Consider the following 17,152-nt stretch of genomic DNA (forward strand, 5'->3'; position numbering starts at 1 on the left):
TTCAGAAAGTGAAGGGAACACCCGGTTTATTGTCACTTCACCAGAGGTCTTTTTTCAGGTTAAGGAGCTCCGGGGAGATGTCGGGCGAGGTGAGCGCATTTTCTCTTTTCATTTCACTCGGCCTCCGTTTTGCTTTGCCCGACCGGTTCCATCCTTTTAGAAAGGAATCGTTGTAGATGCGAGCCAGGTAAAAGAGAATCATGAAGGTGCCTCCTAAATAGAGGGTCCACTCTGCGATGTTTAGCTGATTGCGCCATCCGATGAGAGCGGGAATGGTCTGCACAAGAAAATATTGGACGACATAAGTGAATAACGATGTTTTACCGAAGAGGGCGAGCGCCTTTTCGAACCGCCCGAAGTTCTTTTCCATTTCGATCTTCCGAACAAAATAAGCCAGAATCAGAAAGAGAACGCCGATATAAAACGGAAGCAGAGAGGAGAGTTTTTCAGGGTAGAAGAGCGTTTTCAGCGTGTTTCCAAAGAAGCCCTCCGAGAAGAATTTTCCCGCTCCCCAGAGTCCGACGAGGAATCCGGATAAAAGAATCAACGGGACGATGCTTCTTCGGAGTGTTCCGACGAATTGACCGAGTGTTGCACCGACAATCGACCGGGCGAAGCTGTTTCCGAGGACCGTTCCGATCATAAAGAGGCCGGCCAGAGGAACAATCGGGTAGGTATCTCCCAGAAGAGGGTTGTCGCGGAGGGAGACCCCGAAAGTGAACTCTTTGACAACGAGCAAGATCGGCGAAGAGATCGAAGGGAAGAACGAGAAGAGCTTCCATGAAAGGAGACAGGTTATCCCGAGGACGATCCGAGCGGGTCGGTCCAACCGTGGAACCAAGGTCGGGAGAAGCATGAAAAGGACCGCCAGCGCGTCGGTGATGTACCAGTAGCGGAGGCAGGCCTCGATCAATGAGGTTTCCTGACGGAGCGGATAGGTCGCCAAGGAAATGAGCAGATGGGCAAGGGTGAGAAGCTGGATGCCCCGGATGAAGTATTTCCATCGAATGCGTTGAAAGTGTGAATAAGTCGACTCGAAATAACCGAGCAACATGCCGCTGATCATTGTGAAGCCGGGGGTTCCGAGGTTGGTGACTTTCGTGATCAGAAGGCCCAACCATTTATTCGATTCCGAGTCGTTTAAGAGAATGAGGCCGTGACCGACGGTGATCACACACATCAGCAGGCCGCGAACGACATCGACGGCATCGACACGGTTTCGAGGCGACGGGGTCGGAGGGTTGAGAAGATCTTGATGGGGCGAGTCGGGGAGCGCTAATACAGCCATCGTGCCAATTTATCAGGATGAACGCCGGGAATCCGCGGATCGAGCGAGCGTCTATACAGACCAGAGAACCGTGCGACGGACGTACGATTTTTTCTTAGACGGAGAAAAGTTCGCGCGATTGATCAGGATGATCGGATCGATGATATCGCCGCAGAGGATACAGCGCCAGATAAAATGCTCCGCGCGTCCGATCTCATCCAGGGCTCGATCTTTTATCATCATCCCGCTACAACGTCTGCAAGGCATCATCCCATCCTTATTTTAATTTTTTTATCGGAGCGCCGTTTCTTTTATCTTCTTTCATCATAAAGGAAGGATATTTCTTCGCGATCAAAGAGATGTTAACGGGTTGTTAAATGTGACGGGGCCGGAGGAGCGAGAGAGAAAGACGGGGTCGTTCTCCCATAAGGAGGCAGGGTTTCGTCTCTACTTGTTTTAACCGATTGCTTTTTGCGGCTCGCGGCGCATCTTTCCCGATCGGTAAACCGTCGGCGTCGACATCAACGCGCGATAGAGGGGACACCAGCGATGCAAGCGGGTCGTACAATATTGGTCCAGCTCGAGAGAGCTCGGTTCGAAGACCCACTCCCGCGCGCGGCACTCCGCTTCCCCTTCCGTGCTTTCGGCTTTTCCGAGACAAGGACAATGCATCGTCATTCTCCTTTGTTTTGATCTTCCTCTCCGTATTTTGGGATCGATTATCCCTGTATATCTGAATCGCATCCTACCCTCTGCTTGTTCATGATGAGTTATATTTCTGTTAAAAGGGTGTTAATTCCACCGTCGGATAGACGGGGATCTCGATCAAGAAAGATTCGGGGAGCTTTAATCCAGCATTCATCCGCTTTAACCGCTCCGCCCAAGAAAGCGGAGACCTGGTATACTATATCGAAATATCAGCATGGATGGATCTTTCAAAGCGGCAGTGCCGCATTTAAACGGAGAAGAAAAATGATTCCGAGAGTGCCCGTCGAAAGAGTCATGTGCGAGAAGCTCCTCACCCTCGATCAGACGGAATCGGCCCTGCGGGCCGCCGGGGTGATGACGGAGCACGGGATCGGCTCCGTCCTGGTCTCTCGTGACGGAGAGATCATCGGCATCGTCACAGAAAGCGATCTGGTACGAAAGGTCCTTGGACAAGGGATCGATCCGAAAGGGGTCAAACTCGAAACGATTATGAGCTATCCGCCGATTACGATCGATGTAAAGGGGATGCTGGAGCAGGCGTACAAATTGATGGGGGAGAATCAGATCCGCCATTTTGTGGTCACGCGGGAGGGAGCGCCCTGCGGCATCGTTTCCGCCCGCAGCTTCATGGAGTCGATCTATCCGTGACGGCATTCCATTTATCGTACCGCCGGTATTCCTTGCAGCTTCATTGAAAAATCCCTCCGACCTTCGAAAAACCCGCCTTTAAAATGTAAAAGGGCTGTCCTGAACAGCCCTTCGGAAAAACATCGGTTCCGTCCTCCGTCATTTTTATCGCTTGCCGCGTCCGAGATCCTTCATCGTCTTCTCATAGGCGAGCTCGTGATTAAAACCTTCCTTAAGGTACTTCCAAAGGAGCGTAATTTTCTGGAGATCTTCCTGGGTAAAGAGCCGCAATTCTACGTTGCCGATCGGTTTCAGGCGGGGAGTGATATATCCCATTTCCTCCAGGTAATAAAGCTTGTGGCGCGGAATGCCGACCTTTCGCAAAATATCCGCTGTCGTGAGTGGAAGCCGCTTCATCTGCACCGCTGAAGAAGGTTTCTATCTGATTTCTAAAGGTAATGGCAGACTTAAGATTACCAGAACAACGGAAGCTGTCAAGAAACGCATTTATCTCAAACGTGGCGGAGATCCTTTCTCCAATCGAATGCGAAAGCCTGTACAACATTTTTTTGTCGTGCCGATGGAGCGGATAGAAAATTAAAGGAAAAGTTTATCTCTTTCCGAAGAGACTCAATCGATCGGGATTGGAGCTCTCCCTTCATCGGTCTTATGCGGCATCAGTTTCTCCTCTTGCCTCCGACGGAATCAGAGAGAGTGATTCGATCGCCTTTAAAAAATCCTCTTCCTTGATGGCCGAGAGGTGGCTCCGGAGGCGGACCGTTCCGGACCGGTCGAAGAGGAGGAGATTGTAGAGGGGGCAGGCCCCTTGTGGGTGGGGGAATCCGAGGATGGTGCCGACCCAGTCGTTGGGATCGAGGAGGAGGGGAAAGTCGATCTGGTGCGTTTGAAGAATCCGCTCCGGCGTCGTGCGATCTTCTCCCAGTGTTGAGACGGCAAAGATCTCAAGATGATCGTGACGGGTTTGATAAACCTCTTGAAGCAGGGCGATCCGCTCCTCGCAGGTCGGGCAGAGATTGGTGAGCCAGAGGACCGCCCCTTTTTTGGGGAAGGTCTTAGAGAGGGTGAACGGCCGGCCGGAGAGATCGCGCAGGGTAAAATCGGGTATCCTCCCTCCAATGACATCCCTTTCTCTGCGCCCCCGAGGGAGACGCCAGCGGGTCTTGATTACAATCTTCCAGAAGAGTCCCTTCATTTGAGAAAGGATATTCCGCGTGGATCTCCTCATGGCTCATGCTCCATTTCGACCCAAATTTCCTCTCCCCGCACTTCAACCGGATAGGTCCGCACCTCCTCCTCCGGATTGGCGAGGCAGCGCCCGGTGGCGACGTCGAACGTATTCCCATGCCAGGGGCAGAGCAATTGTCCGTCGATCACCTCTCCCTGTACGAGCGGGGCGGCCCGGTGAGCGCAGAAACGATCGAGGGCATAGAAGCGGCCGTCGATATTCATCAGGAGGATCTGTCGCCGCCCCACCTTCACCACCTTTCCCTTCCCCTCGGGGAGATCGGCGGTTTTTGCAATCGGTTGATACGCGGTCATGTCGTCTCGTTTTCAATGCGCGATGCCAGATATTCGATCGCGCCGTTCAACGTCGTCAGCTGGGGATAATCCGCCTCAGGAATTTCCACTTCGAATGTCTGATGCAGCGCGATCATGATGTTGAGGAGATCCATCGAATCGATGTCGAGCTGCTCCCGGAAATTGAGATCGGGCTTCAGCTGCGTCAGATCGGCCTCCGGCGCAATTCCGCCGAGCGCTTTGAGAATGATTTCCTTGATTTCTTCTCTCGTTCGTTTCGCAGTCATAACCGTCTCGGCCCCTGTAGCAGGCGATCGACGGCGGCAAGGAAGAGGCCGCCGCGATGGCCGTCGGTGACCCGGTGGTCCCCCGCGAGGCTGGCGGTGATCACCGGCCGCGGGATCACTTTTCCCTCGACCACCCAGGGGCGCTCGACGATCTTCCCGAATCCGACGATCGCGACCTGCGGGGGGTAGATGATCGGATAGATCCCTTCCACCCCTTGCTCGCCGAGACTGGTGATCGTGATCGTCGGATCGGAGAACTCGGAGCTTCGGAGCGACCCGGCCCTCGCCCGTTGAACGAGGTCGCGAAACTGCCGCATCAGGGTATCGAGGTCGAGGCGGTCGGCATTGTGAAGGGCCGGGGCGACGAGCCCGCCTTGTCGCAGAGAGATTGCGACACCGATATGGATCGCCTCGCTTTGAACGACCTTTCCCTCCTTCCAGACGGCGTTCAACTCGGGGACCTCGCGCAGGGCGACCGCCACCGCCTTGATCAGCAGGACGCCGTAGAGGAGCCGGTCGGGGACCGAGCGCTTTTGGTTCTCTTCGGTCAGCCAAGTCATCGCCCGGTGCAGGTCGACCGTGGTCTGAAGATAGTAGTGGGGGATTTCCCGCTTGGAGCGGGCCATCGCCGCCGCGATCGCTTGGCGCATCCGGGCGGTCCGATCAAGAGGCGGCAGGCCGAACGTCCGATCGAGAGGCGGCAAGCCGAACGTCCCATCGACGGGGGCTTTCTCCACGGCCGGTTTGCCGGCCGCCGCTTGTTCAACGTCTTCCCGGGTAATCGCGCCGCCGGGTCCGGTCCCTTTCACCTTCGTCAGATCAACACCGAGCGACTCGGCCCGCTTTCGCGCGAGAGGGGAGATCCGAATCCGGCCCGTTTCGGACAATCGGATCGTCGGCGGTATCACGGGGGAGATGATCTTGGGTCGGGGAGGGACCGGTCGGGGGATCTCCGTCGAGATCGGCGCCGCAGGCGCACCCGCTTCTCGAATGATCGCCAGCGGTGTGCCGACCGGGACCTCGGTTCCGGTATCGACCAAAATCTTTTCGAGGACGCCGTCGGTGAAATTCTCAACTTCGATCACCCCTTTGTCGGTCTCCACCTCGGCGAGGATCTCCCCCTTCTCCACTGGATCGCCCGGTTTCTTCTTCCACTCCACCAGCGTGGCGGAGAGCATGTCGGCGCCGAGGATCGGCATCAGAAATTCAGCCATGGCGTTGAACCATCTCCTGAGCGGTTTTTACGATCGTATTGACCTGCGGCAGCGCCGCCTCTTCCAGATGTTTCGCATAGGGAATCGGGACCTCCGCGCTGCAGACGCGTGCCACCGGACGGTCGAGATCGTAGAAGGCCCCCTCCATGATCTGGGCGCTGATCTCGGCGGCGAAGCTTCCGGTCCGCCACATTTCATCCACGATGACGGCCCGGTGGGTTTTTGCCACCGAGGCGAAGATCGTCTCTGTATCGAGGGGGCGCAGCACGCGCAGGTCGAGGACCTCCGCGTCGATCCCGATCGAGGCGAGCCGGCCGGCCGCTTCGATGCACTTCCAAAGTGAGCCGCCGTAGGTGATGAGGGAGAGGTCGCTTCCCCGCCTTCGGACGGCGGCCTTCTCCAGATCGACCGGGTCGATCGTCTCGTCGAGCTCCCCCTCCATCGGATAAAGGAAGGCGTGCTCGAAAATGATCACCGGGTCGGGCTCGCGAAACGCGGCGGAGAGAAGCATCCCTTTGGCATCGGTCACCGTCGCGGGGGCGAGGACACGGATGCCGGGGACGTGCGCGTACCATCCCTCCAGACTGTGCGAGTGCTGCGCCGCCACTTGACGCCCCGCCCCGGTCGCCATCCGGATGACGAGGGGAACGCTGAACTGTCCCCCCGACATGTGGCGCAGCGTCGCCGCGTTGTTCACGATCTGATCGAGCGCCAGGAGGTTGAAGTTGACCGTCATTACCTCGACAATCGGCCGCATTCCGCCGAGGGCGGCGCCGATTCCCGCGCCGACGAAGGTCCCCTCCGAGAGGGGGGTGTCGCGGACCCGCTCCGGGCCGAACTCTTCCAACAATCCCTTGCTGCACGCGTAGGCGCCGCCGTATCGGCCGACATCTTCTCCCATCAGGAAGACCCGCCGATCTTTCTGCATCGCTTCCCGGAGGCCCTCACGGACCGCTTCACGATAGGTTATTTTTTTCATCTTTACCTCGGTGAGGTGACATCCTTCGTCAAATCTTCAACCGGCTCCCATGGACCGGCTTCGGCAAAGGCGACCGCCTCGGCCACTTCAGTGTCTACGACGGTTTCCATCTTCGCAAGATCCCCCTCGGCGAGCAGCCCCTCTTTTTGGAGACGCGCGGTGAATGTGACGATCGGGTCTTTTTGTTTCCAAGCCTCGACCTCTCCCTTGTCGCGATAGAGCTCCGGGTCGTACATCGAGTGGGCGCGGAACCGGTAGGTCCGCGCCTCCAGAAGAAAGGGCCCCCCTCCGACACGGATAAACTCCACCGCGCGCCGCGTCGCCTCTTTGACCGCGAGCAGGTCCATTCCATCGACCGCGGTATTGGCAATGCCGTACCCTTCCGCTTTCCGGGCGATGTCGGTCTGGGACTGATGCCGATGGAGCGCCGTCCCCATTGCATAAAGATTGTTCTCGCATATAAAAAGGACCGGCAATCTCCAAAGGGCGGCGAGGTTGAGCGATTCGTGAAACTCCCCCTCGGCGACCGCTCCGTCGCCAAAGAAACAGGCAGTGATTGCGGATCGTTTCCGCATTTGATCGGCGAGCGCGAGGCCGACGGCGACCGGGAGTCCCTCGCCGACAATGGCATAGCCGCCGTAGAACCGCCGGCCGGCGTCGTAGAAATGCATCGAGCCGCCCCGCCCCCGGCTACAGCCGTTTGCTTTCCCGTAGAGTTCCGCCATCAGCGGCCCCATCGTCATCCCGCGCGCCAGGGCATGGCCATGCTCCCGGTAGGTCGCGACGACGGCGTCTTCCGCCGTCAGCGCCTGCATGGCGCCGACGGCGACCGCCTCTTCGCCGATGTAGAGGTGGAGGAAGCCGCGGATCTTCCCCTTTGTATAAAGCTCGGCCGATTTTTCTTCGAACCGGCGAATCCGAAGCATCTGGTGCAACAGCGCCACCGCATGGTCTCGACCGCTATTCATGACTCCATTCCCTCCAATGTCGATGTATCCCCGATCGGGAGACCCAGCTCCTGTGCCTTCAGTAAGCGCCGCATGATTTTCCCGCTGCGGGTTCTTGGGAGCGACGGACGGAAGTCGATCTCCTTCGGCGCCACCGCCGCCCCGAGGCGGGTCCGGGCGAAGGCGAGCAGATCGCGCCGGAGCGCCTCGGACGGCTCATGTCCGGATTTCAACGAGACAAACGCCTTCACCACCTCCATCGCGACCGGATCGGGTTTTCCGATCACGCCGGCTTCGGCGACCGCCGGATGCTCCATCAGAACGCTCTCCACCTCAAACGGCCCGATCAGATGTCCCGAGGTCTTGATGACATCGTCGGCCCGGCCGACGAACCAGAAGGTGCCGTTTTTCTCCCGCTTCGCCAAATCGCCGGTGAGGTACCATCCGCCTGCGAAACATTTTCGATACCGCTCCGGCTCGTTCCAGTAGCCTCGAAACATCGACGGCCATCCGGGCCGAAGCGCCAGCTCCCCCTGCACCCCCGGCGCTTCGATGACTGCGATCTCTCCCGTTTCGGTTTTTCCGACGATCGCCGCCTCGATTCCCGGAAGGGGACGCCCCATCGCGCCGGGATGGATCTCCAGTGCGGCGAAGTTCGCGATCATGATCCCGCCGGTTTCGGTCTGCCACCAGTTGTCATGGAAGGGGAGGCCGAAAGCCCGCTCTCCCCAGACGACCGCCTCGGGATTGAGCGGCTCGCCGACGCTGGCGAGAAAGCGCAGCGCGCTGAAGTCATATTTGCTGAGCGGTTCCAAACCGATCTTCATCATCATCCGGATCGCCGTCGGCGCGGTGTACCAAACCGTCACCTTTTGGTCTTGTAGAATCCCGTACCATCGCTCGGCGTCGAACTCCGCCTCGTCGATAATGCTCGTCACCCCGTTCGTCAGCGGCGCGATGATTCCGTAGGAGGTTCCGGTCACCCAGCCGGGATCGGCGGTGCACCAGAAGATGTCGTCGGGATGAAGATCGAGCGCCAGCTTCCCGGTGATGTGATGGGCGACGACCGCCTCGTGGACATGGACGGCCCCCTTCGGCGTTCCGGTCGTTCCGCTGGTGAAGTGAAGCAAGGCGGGATCTTCCGGTTCGGTCGGGCCGATGGTGAAGTCCTCACCCGCCTCCTGCATCAACTGATGAAAATCGTGGGTGTCGTGAACGTCGGTCGGTTTTCCCTCCTCTCCGACGAGGAGAACCTGTTCGAGTTTGGGGAGCAAGGGGCGAAGACCGGCCACTTTTTTCCGATAGAGCGCTTCGGTGGTGACGAGAAGCTTTGCCTCGCCGATCGCCATCCGCGCCCGGATCGGCTCGGGGCCGAATGCCGAAAAGAGGGGACAAAAGACAGAGCGATTTTTAAAAATTCCGAGCGCGGCGACGTAGAGCTCCGGAATCCGGCCGGCCAGAAGATAGACCCGGTCGCCCGGACCGATGCCGAGCCGCTTGAGGACATTTGCGAACCGATTGGAAAGGTTTTTAAGGTCGGCGTAGGTGAACTCGCGAACCTCTCCCTTCTTTCCGAGCCAACGAAGGGCGGTCTGATTCCGTCTCGGTCCATCGGCATGACGATCGACCGCCTCGTGGGCGATGTTCAGTCCCTTCCCCTCGGGCAGGCCGTCCAACTCGCGCCGGGCCGCCTCCCAGGTGAAAGCGGACTTCGCCGTTTCATAGTCGATGAGATTCGGGGGCGAGCCCGGCCGAGGTCTCTTCAGAATCGGTTCGAGTCTTCCCTCCATCGGTCTCTTCCTTCTCAGTGAATTGTTCCGATCGGCGCCGGCGGCTTTGTGAACTTGATTTTATTTTGAGCCGATTTAACCGGAGAGACAACCCCACGAAAGAGGGGTTTTTTAGAAACGTGCGGCCATCGCTTGGAGTATTCCCCACTAGTAACAAATGATTGACAAGCCGTTTTGCCTATAGGAAAATACAAACACACGAGGGCGATCCACACACCAAGATGAGACCGTTTCTATCCATTTCCACCCCCAGCCCATACCCTCTTTTCTGCAGAAATCAATCTGTCTATCAGGCATATTTTTTAAAAGTACAAGCAAGCTTCAGGAGATGCCCCGAAAACAAAAGAGAGAGTGAACAGCGATGAGATCCTATGATGCGATGACCAAATCGGAACTGATCAAGGCCATCCGATCGCTCGAAAAAAAGCAGGGAAAGACGGCGGAGCAGCAGAAGAAAGCAACGCGGCGCAAGGGGACGGAGGAGGCGTTCGAAGTCCGCGTGCAAGAGCGGACCGCGGAGCTTGAGACGATCAACCAAGCGCTGCGAAAAGAGATGACGGCGCGCCAGCGGGCGGAGGAGCAGTTTCGCGAGATGATCGAGTCGGCTCCCGATGCGATTGTGATCGTCAACGATCAAGGGCGGATTCTGCGTGTGAATAGTGAAATGGTAAAAATGTTCGGATATCGACGCGAGGAAATACTTCAACAGCCGGTTGAGGTATTGCTTCCGGAGCGCTTTCGAAGGGGGCATATCGGCCATCGGGAGGCCTATGTCATGCATCCGCAAACCCGGCCGATGGGGGTGGGGCCCGATCTCTTCGGTTTGCGCAAGGGTGGGAGCGAATTTCCGGTTGAGATCCGCTTGAGCCCGATGAAAACCGACGAAGGCATTCTGGTCATCAGCGTGATTCGGGACATCACCGAGCGTAGAGCGGTGGAAGATTCCCTTCGTCTTCAGAAAAAGCTTCTGGAAGAAAAGGTCCGGGAGATGGATGATTTTGTCCATGTCGTCTCTCATGATCTGAAGGAGCCGCTTCGCGGGATCGACGCCTACGCCGGGTTCATCCTCGAAGATTATGCGGACCGTCTGGATGACGAGGGAAAGCGCTATTTAAATGCGCTTCGGGCTTCCGCATTGCGGATGAATTACCTCATCCGCGACCTGCTCACCCTCGCCTCCATTTCCCGGAAGGGCTCCACCCGTGCGAGTGTTGACCTTAAGAAAGTCGTCGCCGATGTGCAGCATGATCTGGACTTTGCGATCCAACAGAAGGGAGCCGAAATCCGGGTCGGTTCAAACTTACCGACCGTCTACTGCGATCCGACGCAGATCCGCGAGGTGTTCAAGAACCTCCTGTCGAACGCCATCAAGTTCAATGACAAGACTCCCAGTGTGGAAATCTCCTCCCGAGAGGAGGGAGACTTTCATCACCTCTCGATCAAAGACAACGGGATCGGAATTGAGTCCCGCTACACGGAGCAGATCTTCGGTCTCTTTGAGCGGCTCCACAATCAGGAAGACTTTGAGGGGACCGGCGCGGGATTGGCGATTTGCAAAAAGATGGTCGAGGGCAACGGCGGGACGATCTGGGTGGAGTCGCAGCCGGGAGAGGGGAGCACCTTCTTTTTTACTCTTCCGAAGAGAGAGGGGTAGCACTCAGCCGGCCGTTTTGGGTCTAAATGGAAAATCAGAACCTTACTTTTCAGACATTGTAGGATCAATTCTTCCTTCCTGAAATCAAAAGCATCGAGTATCCACACAGAATAGCGGTTTTATCATTGGAAATCGTTCGCCCATTCTCGCTATAATCGTCCCAGTATTGAGTCCGCCAAATGTCTGCCTCATCATTAGGCAATGGTGAATCCTGGATGAACTCTCCCATTACGGAGAATAAGGATCATTCCTCTCTTCACCCTGCAGGAGGAATGGAAGGCCTTCATTTGATTCGCCTTGCGATCGACCTCGTTGCAGAAGGAGATCGGCTGCGCCAAGAGAGGCCTCGCTATCTGCCAACTCATTGCAGGGAATCAGCCAGAAAAAAAGAGGAGGACTGACATGTCTGAAAAGAAGGTGTCTGATACGAAGAAAGCGACTGCGAGCGTCAGCGAAAGCGAGAACCCGGCCATTCCCTCTCCGACGCCCAAGCGGCATCGGCCCAGGACGAACAAGGACTGGTGGCCGAATCAGTTGGACCTCTCGATTCTCCACGCGCACTCTCCCCTGGCGGATCCGATGGGCAGGGACTTTAACTACGCGGAGGAATTCAAGACCCTCGACGTCGAAGCGCTGAAGCGGGACCTCATCCAGGTCATGACGACCTCGCAGGAGTGGTGGCCGGCCGACTACGGCCACTACGGACCGTTCTTTATCCGGATGACGTGGCACGCCGCCGGCACGTACCGCATCGCCGACGGCCGAGGCGGCGCCGGCAACGGCATGCAGCGCTTTGCCCCCCTCAACAGTTGGCCCGACAACGCGAGCCTCGACAAGGCGCGCCGGTTGCTCTGGCCGATCAAGCAGAGGTATGGCCGGAAGATCTCCTGGGCCGATCTGATCACCTTGGCCGGCAACGTGGCCTATGAATCGATGGGGTTCAGGACGTTCGGCTTCGGCTTCGGGCGAGAGGACCGCTGGCAGCCCGACGAGATCTTCTGGGGGCCCGAGGACACCTGGCTGGGAGACGAGCGTCATGCCGGCGAAGGGGACCTCCGGGAGGCGCTCGGCGCCGATCACATGGGCCTGATCTACGTGAATCCCGAGGGGCCGGGCGGCAACCCGGATCGGGCCCTCGCAGCGAAGTACATTCGACAAACGTTCGCCCGCATGGCGATGAATGACGAGGAGACCGTGGCGCTCATCGTCGGCGGCCATACGGTCGGCAAGGCCCACGGCGCGGCCCCCGCCACCCGGTACGTCGGTCCGGAACCCGAAGGGGCTCCCCTGGAGGAGCAAGGCTTTGGCTGGAGAAACAGCTACCGCAGCGGGAAGGGACCCGACACGATCACCAGCGGGCTGGAGGGCGCCTGGACCAACGAGCCGACGAAGTGGGACAACGGGTTCTTGGACAACGTGTTCAAGTACGAATGGGAGCTGACGACGAGCCCGGCGGGTGCGAAGCAGTGGACGCCCAAGAATCCCGAGGCCCAGGGGACGGTGCCGGATGCGCATGACCCGTCGAAGCGGCACCCCCCCATGATGCTGACGACCGACCTTGCGCTAAAGGCCGATCCGATCTACGCGCCGATCGCGAAGCGCTTCCACGAGAACCCGGACCAGCTCGACGCCGCGTTCGCCAAGGCGTGGTACAAACTGTTGCATCGCGACATGGGCCCCCTCTCCCGCTACCTCGGCCCGTGGGTTCCCGAGCCGCAGCTGTGGCAAGACCCCGTCCCCGCGGTCGATCATGCGCTGATTGGGGAGCAGGACATCGCGGCCCTCAAGGGCAAGCTCCTCGATTCGGGACTGTCCATCTCCCAACTGGTCTCCACCGCCTGGGCGTCGGCCGCCACCTTCCGCGGCACCGACAAGCGCGGGGGGGCCAACGGGGCGCGGATTCGCCTCGCACCGCAAAAGGACTGGGAGGTCAACAACCCGGCCGAGCTCATCAAAATATTGCAGACCCTCGAGCAGATCCGGCAGGACTTCAACCGCTCACAGTCCGGGGGAAAGAAGGTCTCGCTCGCCGACCTGATCGTCCTGGGCGGGTGCGCGGCCGTCGAGCAGGCGGCGAAGAACGCCGGACACGACGTCACGGTGCCGTTCGCGCCGGGGCGCACGGACGCCTCGCAGGAGCAGACCGACGCGGCGTCGTTCGCCGTGCTCGAACCGCGCTACGACGGGTTCCGCAACTACCTCCACGCCGGAGAGGCGCTGCCGCCGGAGGAGCTGCTGGTGGAGCGGGCATTCATGCTGAATTTGACCGCTCCCCAGATGACCGTTCTGGTCGGCGGAATGCGCGCCCTGAACGCCAACGTCGGGCAATCCAAGCACGGCGTTTTGACCGACCGGCCCGAGACGCTGACCAATGACTTCTTTGTGAACCTGCTCGACATGCGAACGCAGTGGAAGGCATCCGCCTCGGATGCGAACCTGTACGAGGGGCGCGATCGCGCGACGGGCAAGGTCAAGTGGACCGGCACCGCCGTCGACCTCGTCTTCGGTTACAATTCCCAACTCCGGGCCTTCGCGGAGGTCTACGCGCAGGACGACTCGAAGGAGAAATTCGTGCGTGACTTTGTGGCTGCGTGGAACAAAGTGATGAATCTCGACCGCTTCGACCTCGCCTAATCATTGCATCAATGTCTTCGAGGTCTTCTAACGGGGTGGCGAAAAAACAGCTACCTTTCAGACATTCTAAGGCTAAACTGTTCTTCCTGAAACTTACTTTTTGGTATACTAAACGTAGCTGAAGAATCCAACCGGAAATTATTTATGTGATCTGAGAATGAAATCAAAATGTCCACGCTGTAAAGGTGTTTTTCGTTACCGAGATTTCTATTGGATCCTTCCTCCTGTTTACCTTCTAAAGTGTCACAAATGTGGCTTGATTACCCATGTTAGATGGTATCAGCATCTACTTACTCAAATAATTGGGACATTGGCTGGAATAATGATTTGGCTCAGTTTAGTCCAAATATTTTTCTCGTTCCACTGGCCGGAATATTTGAGAATCATTTTTCTGACAGCTGGAGTGTTTTTGGGAACTGCGATCGGGTTTTTTACTCACTGTGAATTGTTTTCTTTGGTTAAGGAAAAGTCTCTCTGAAGAGGCTGAGAACAATATACTGTAATTTCGGTGTAGTTATCTCTAATACCTATTTTTTTTACTTCTTGCTGACTTGTAGGTGTAGACATCCCGCTGAGATATTCTTCCTGAAATCGAGTTTCATGAACGTTGCCCATTCACAGCGTATTTTAAGCGGTAATCACTAAACACAAGACGCCCTGATTCTCCGCCCTCGATCCTGGCCGGCATTCGGAAGAATGCCGGCCAGGATCCGTGCGCTGTTATGCGCCGCAGCAGGATCGACCGGCAACCCGGCTGCTTAAAGAATTCTCTCGGGGTCCTGGCTGTACCGATATGGCAGGATAATCCGCCCCGGTGAGGACCTCCTTCATACGCTCAACCGTAATGCGTGTATCGTCGTAGTCGACCTCTGCCTGCTTCGACGGAATATCGACGGTGACCTTTCGCACTCCGTCCAGCGGTTGGAGCGCTTTGATGATCGTCTGCTCGCAATGTCCGCAGGAGATATCTGGAATATTGAAGGTTACTTTCGCCATGTTGTTTCTCCTTTCGTTTTTAATCGACACGGGCCCATTGCCCGACGTCTGTCTCTTTTTCAGAGGCCTGGGTGAATCGTGTGATCTGCCGGGGCGAAATAGAAGGCCGCCGCGCCGATCAGCAGGGCCGCCAGGATGAGGCCCGCAAGAAAGGCATATTCACCGAGCGAATCCCTAAGAGAGGGATGAAGAATCTCCTCTGCGGTTTGAGGCGGCCGGAAACGGCGCAGCCTCAAAGCATTGGCGACCACGCTCACGCTGCTCATTGCCATTGCCGCCGCGGCCAATACCGGATTGAGCAAGACACCCAAGAGAGGATAGATCGCCCCCATGGCGACCGGGATGAGCGCGATGTTGTACGCGAATGCCCAGAAAAGCCCCTGTTTGATCTTGCCGACCGTTTTTCGGGAGAGCGCGATTGCCGTTACGATATTTCTCAGATCTCCCCCTATCAGCGTAATGTCCGAGGCCGCCATCGCCACGTCGGTGCCGGTGCCGACTGCGATGCCAAGATCGGCCTGGGCCAGCGCCGGCGCGTCGTTGATGCCGTCCCCCACCATCGCAACGATTTTTCCCTGAGCCTGAAGGGCTTTCACTTTCGCTGCTTTCTCTTCCGGCCGAACCTCTGCAAGGACATGCTCGATTCCGACCTGTCGTGCGATAGCCCCCGCGGTCGCCCGGTGATCACCGGTCAGCATCCAGACATTCAGACCCAGCGCCTTGAGCTGAGCAACGGCCTCCTGAGATTCGGGTTTCAAGGTATCGGCTACAGCTAACAGACCCGCCGCCTCACCGTCGACCGCAACATAGACCGGTGTGGCTCCTCTTCCAGCAAGCTCTTCGGCCTTTAGGTCGAGGTCCTCTGTGAATATGGTCCGTTCTCTCATCCATGCACGGTTTCCGAGAAGAATCTGTCGTCCTTGCACTTCCGCCCGGATTCCTTTGCCTGGAGCGGCTTCAAACGCATCGACTGAAGGAAGGTTGAGTCCTTCTTCCTCGGCTTTGTTGACAACGGCCTCTCCGAGCGGGTGTTCCGAGCCGACCTCTGCGGCCGCTGCGAGGCGGAGCAGCGCTTCCTTCGTCATCCCATTTCGGACCACGATCTCGGTCACCGTCGGTCTTCCGTGGGTGAGCGTACCGGTCTTATCGAGCACAAGTGTATCGATCCTCCGCGCCTGTTCTAAAGCCTCACCCCCTTTCACCAGAATGCCGTGTTCCGCCGCCTTTCCGATGCCGACCATCATGGCCGTCGGAGTTGCCAGTCCGAGCGCGCAGGGGCAGGCGATAATTAAGACTGCAATTGCAGCTGTCAGCGCAAAGATCAATGATGGCCCAAAAGCGAGCCAGATGACGAACGTCAGCGCCGCCAGAACGAGAACGATTGGAACAAAGTATCCGGAAATCGTATCAGCGAGTCGCTGGATCGGTGCCTTGGAGCCCTGCGCTTCCTCCACGAGTCGGATGATGTGAGCCAGCGCCGTCTCCTGGCCAACCTGCGTTGCCTTAAAGAGAAAACTTCCCGTCTTATTCAGCGTGGCCCCGATCACAGGGTCCTTCGGCCCTTTCTCCACCGGCAGGCTCTCGCCAGTCAGCATGCTTTCATCTAACGTGGAGCGGCCTTCGATGATGACTCCATCAACTGGAACTTTCTCACCGGGGCGGACCCGAATGAGATCTCCGACCTGAACCTGCTCGATTGGAACATCCTGTTCTATTCCGTCCCGAAGGCGTCTGGCCGTTTTCGCCCGGAGTCCCATTAACGCCTGGATTGCGGCCCCTGTTCGACTTTTTGCCCTTGCCTCCAGCCAACGCCCTAACAAGATCAAGGCAACAATGAGAACAGCCGTCTCGTAATAGAGATGAAAGGGGAGCCCCCAACGCGCGGCAAGGTCTGGCCAAAGGGTGACGAAGGCGCTGTAGCCGTAGGCGGCGCTGGTGCCGACTGCTACTAACGTATTCATGTTGGTGGTGCCATGTTTGGCCGCGGCCCAAGCAGCCCGATAGAAATCTCCCCCCGCCCAAAACTGGACGACTGAGGCTGCGATTAGAAACAGCGGGGCCAAGAGGCGAATATCGAGTAGCAGAGGAAGATACATCAACGCCATCATCAGAATACCGATCGGAAGACTGATCTGCCACTTCCGCCGCAGATCGTCTATTTGCTGCTGACGCTCCCGGTCCTGGGACCTGCCTCTCTCATGATCCAAGTCCGTAGGATTGATCGCGGGAGTCTGTTTAGAGGGTGCATCCGGCCCGTCCCGAACTTCGTAGCCCGCTTTCTCCACCGCCGCGCGAAGTTGATCCGTTTCGGCTTCGGTGGCGTCATAAAAGACGTGCGCCTTTTCGGTCACCAGGTTCACAGTGGCCTCTTTTACTCCGGGGACCTTCATGAGTGCCTTTTCAATCCGCCGAACGCAGCTCGCACAGGTCATGCCGCTGATACGGAGCGTCTGTTCTTGGCGGTTCGGTTCAGTCGTTGTTGCCAGGTTCGATTTTTCCATTTGTCGAGT

At 57.7% G+C, this 17,152-nt stretch carries 16 protein-coding genes; 3 read left to right on the forward strand and 13 right to left on the reverse strand.

Features of this window, described 5'->3' with window-relative positions; all coding sequences use genetic code 11:
- Nucleotides 1-37 precede the first annotated feature (37 nt).
- From MNODULE_RS21240 to MNODULE_RS21250, 3 genes are all read right to left on the reverse strand, one after another.
- On the reverse strand, nt 38-1,288 hold the full coding sequence (locus tag MNODULE_RS21240; protein ID WP_168063180.1) for a heparan-alpha-glucosaminide N-acetyltransferase domain-containing protein: 1,251 nt from the start codon (nt 1,286-1,288) through the stop codon (nt 38-40).
- A 51-nt stretch (nt 1,289-1,339) separates the two neighbouring features.
- The gene (locus tag MNODULE_RS21245) at nt 1,340-1,537 is read right to left on the reverse strand and encodes a hypothetical protein (protein WP_238339674.1); all 198 of its coding nucleotides are present in this window, start codon (nt 1,535-1,537) and stop codon (nt 1,340-1,342) included.
- Nucleotides 1,538-1,723: 186 nt separating this feature from the next.
- On the reverse strand, nt 1,724-1,939 hold the full coding sequence (locus MNODULE_RS21250; protein WP_168063182.1) for a hypothetical protein: 216 nt from the start codon (nt 1,937-1,939) through the stop codon (nt 1,724-1,726).
- Between the two features lie 300 nt (nt 1,940-2,239).
- Here MNODULE_RS21250 and MNODULE_RS21255 point away from each other — a divergent pair, with 300 nt between their 5' ends.
- A complete protein-coding gene (locus tag MNODULE_RS21255; protein WP_168063183.1) occupies nt 2,240-2,623 on the forward strand; it encodes a CBS domain-containing protein in 384 nt (127 codons plus the stop codon).
- A 144-nt stretch (nt 2,624-2,767) separates the two neighbouring features.
- Here MNODULE_RS21255 and MNODULE_RS21260 read toward each other — a convergent pair whose 3' ends face one another.
- From MNODULE_RS21260 to acsA, 8 genes are all read right to left on the reverse strand, one after another.
- Nucleotides 2,768-3,019 carry a hypothetical protein gene (locus MNODULE_RS21260; RefSeq protein ID WP_168063184.1) on the reverse strand — a complete coding sequence of 84 codons (252 nt, stop codon included), beginning with the start codon at nt 3,017-3,019 and terminating at the stop codon, nt 2,768-2,770.
- A 250-nt stretch (nt 3,020-3,269) separates the two neighbouring features.
- Nucleotides 3,270-3,848, reverse strand: coding sequence for a TlpA family protein disulfide reductase (locus tag MNODULE_RS21265; RefSeq protein ID WP_168063185.1), 579 nt, complete (start codon nt 3,846-3,848; stop codon nt 3,270-3,272).
- On the reverse strand, nt 3,845-4,162 hold the full coding sequence (locus MNODULE_RS21270; protein ID WP_168063186.1) for a Rieske (2Fe-2S) protein: 318 nt from the start codon (nt 4,160-4,162) through the stop codon (nt 3,845-3,847). Before MNODULE_RS21270 ends, MNODULE_RS21265 begins: the two co-directional genes overlap by 4 nt.
- A complete protein-coding gene (locus MNODULE_RS21275; protein WP_168063187.1) occupies nt 4,159-4,428 on the reverse strand; it encodes an acyl carrier protein in 270 nt (89 codons plus the stop codon). Before MNODULE_RS21275 ends, MNODULE_RS21270 begins: the two co-directional genes overlap by 4 nt.
- Entirely contained in the window at nt 4,425-5,642 is a 1,218-nt protein-coding gene (locus tag MNODULE_RS21280) for a dihydrolipoamide acetyltransferase family protein (RefSeq protein ID WP_168063188.1), read from the reverse strand. The genes MNODULE_RS21275 and MNODULE_RS21280 overlap by 4 nt, the downstream gene beginning before the upstream one ends.
- Nucleotides 5,635-6,621, reverse strand: coding sequence for an alpha-ketoacid dehydrogenase subunit beta (locus MNODULE_RS21285; RefSeq protein WP_168063189.1), 987 nt, complete (start codon nt 6,619-6,621; stop codon nt 5,635-5,637). The genes MNODULE_RS21280 and MNODULE_RS21285 overlap by 8 nt, the downstream gene beginning before the upstream one ends.
- Before the next feature lie 2 nt (nt 6,622-6,623).
- A complete protein-coding gene (gene pdhA, locus MNODULE_RS21290; RefSeq protein WP_168063190.1) occupies nt 6,624-7,589 on the reverse strand; it encodes a pyruvate dehydrogenase (acetyl-transferring) E1 component subunit alpha in 966 nt (321 codons plus the stop codon).
- Nucleotides 7,586-9,358, reverse strand: coding sequence for an acetate--CoA ligase (gene acsA, locus MNODULE_RS21295; protein ID WP_168063191.1), 1,773 nt, complete (start codon nt 9,356-9,358; stop codon nt 7,586-7,588). Before acsA ends, pdhA begins: the two co-directional genes overlap by 4 nt.
- Nucleotides 9,359-9,719: 361 nt before the next feature.
- Between acsA and MNODULE_RS21300 the strand changes: the two genes are divergently transcribed.
- Both MNODULE_RS21300 and katG read left to right on the forward strand, forming a co-directional pair.
- Nucleotides 9,720-11,012, forward strand: coding sequence for a sensor histidine kinase (locus MNODULE_RS21300; RefSeq protein ID WP_168063192.1), 1,293 nt, complete (start codon nt 9,720-9,722; stop codon nt 11,010-11,012).
- Nucleotides 11,013-11,414: 402 nt separating this feature from the next.
- Nucleotides 11,415-13,646, forward strand: a complete 2,232-nt coding sequence (gene katG, locus MNODULE_RS21305; RefSeq protein ID WP_168063193.1) for a catalase/peroxidase HPI — start codon at nt 11,415-11,417, stop codon at nt 13,644-13,646.
- Nucleotides 13,647-14,366: 720 nt separating this feature from the next.
- Here katG and MNODULE_RS21310 read toward each other — a convergent pair.
- A complete protein-coding gene (locus tag MNODULE_RS21310; protein ID WP_168063194.1) occupies nt 14,367-14,642 on the reverse strand; it encodes a heavy-metal-associated domain-containing protein in 276 nt (91 codons plus the stop codon).
- A 59-nt stretch (nt 14,643-14,701) separates the two neighbouring features.
- Nucleotides 14,702-17,143: a heavy metal translocating P-type ATPase gene (locus MNODULE_RS21315; protein WP_168063195.1), complete on the reverse strand. Its 2,442-nt coding sequence runs from the start codon at nt 17,141-17,143 to the stop codon at nt 14,702-14,704.
- Nucleotides 17,144-17,152: the final 9 nt, after the last annotated feature.

This window comes from Candidatus Manganitrophus noduliformans (assembly GCF_012184425.1).
GTDB lineage: Bacteria > Nitrospirota > Nitrospiria > SBBL01 > Manganitrophaceae > Manganitrophus > Manganitrophus noduliformans.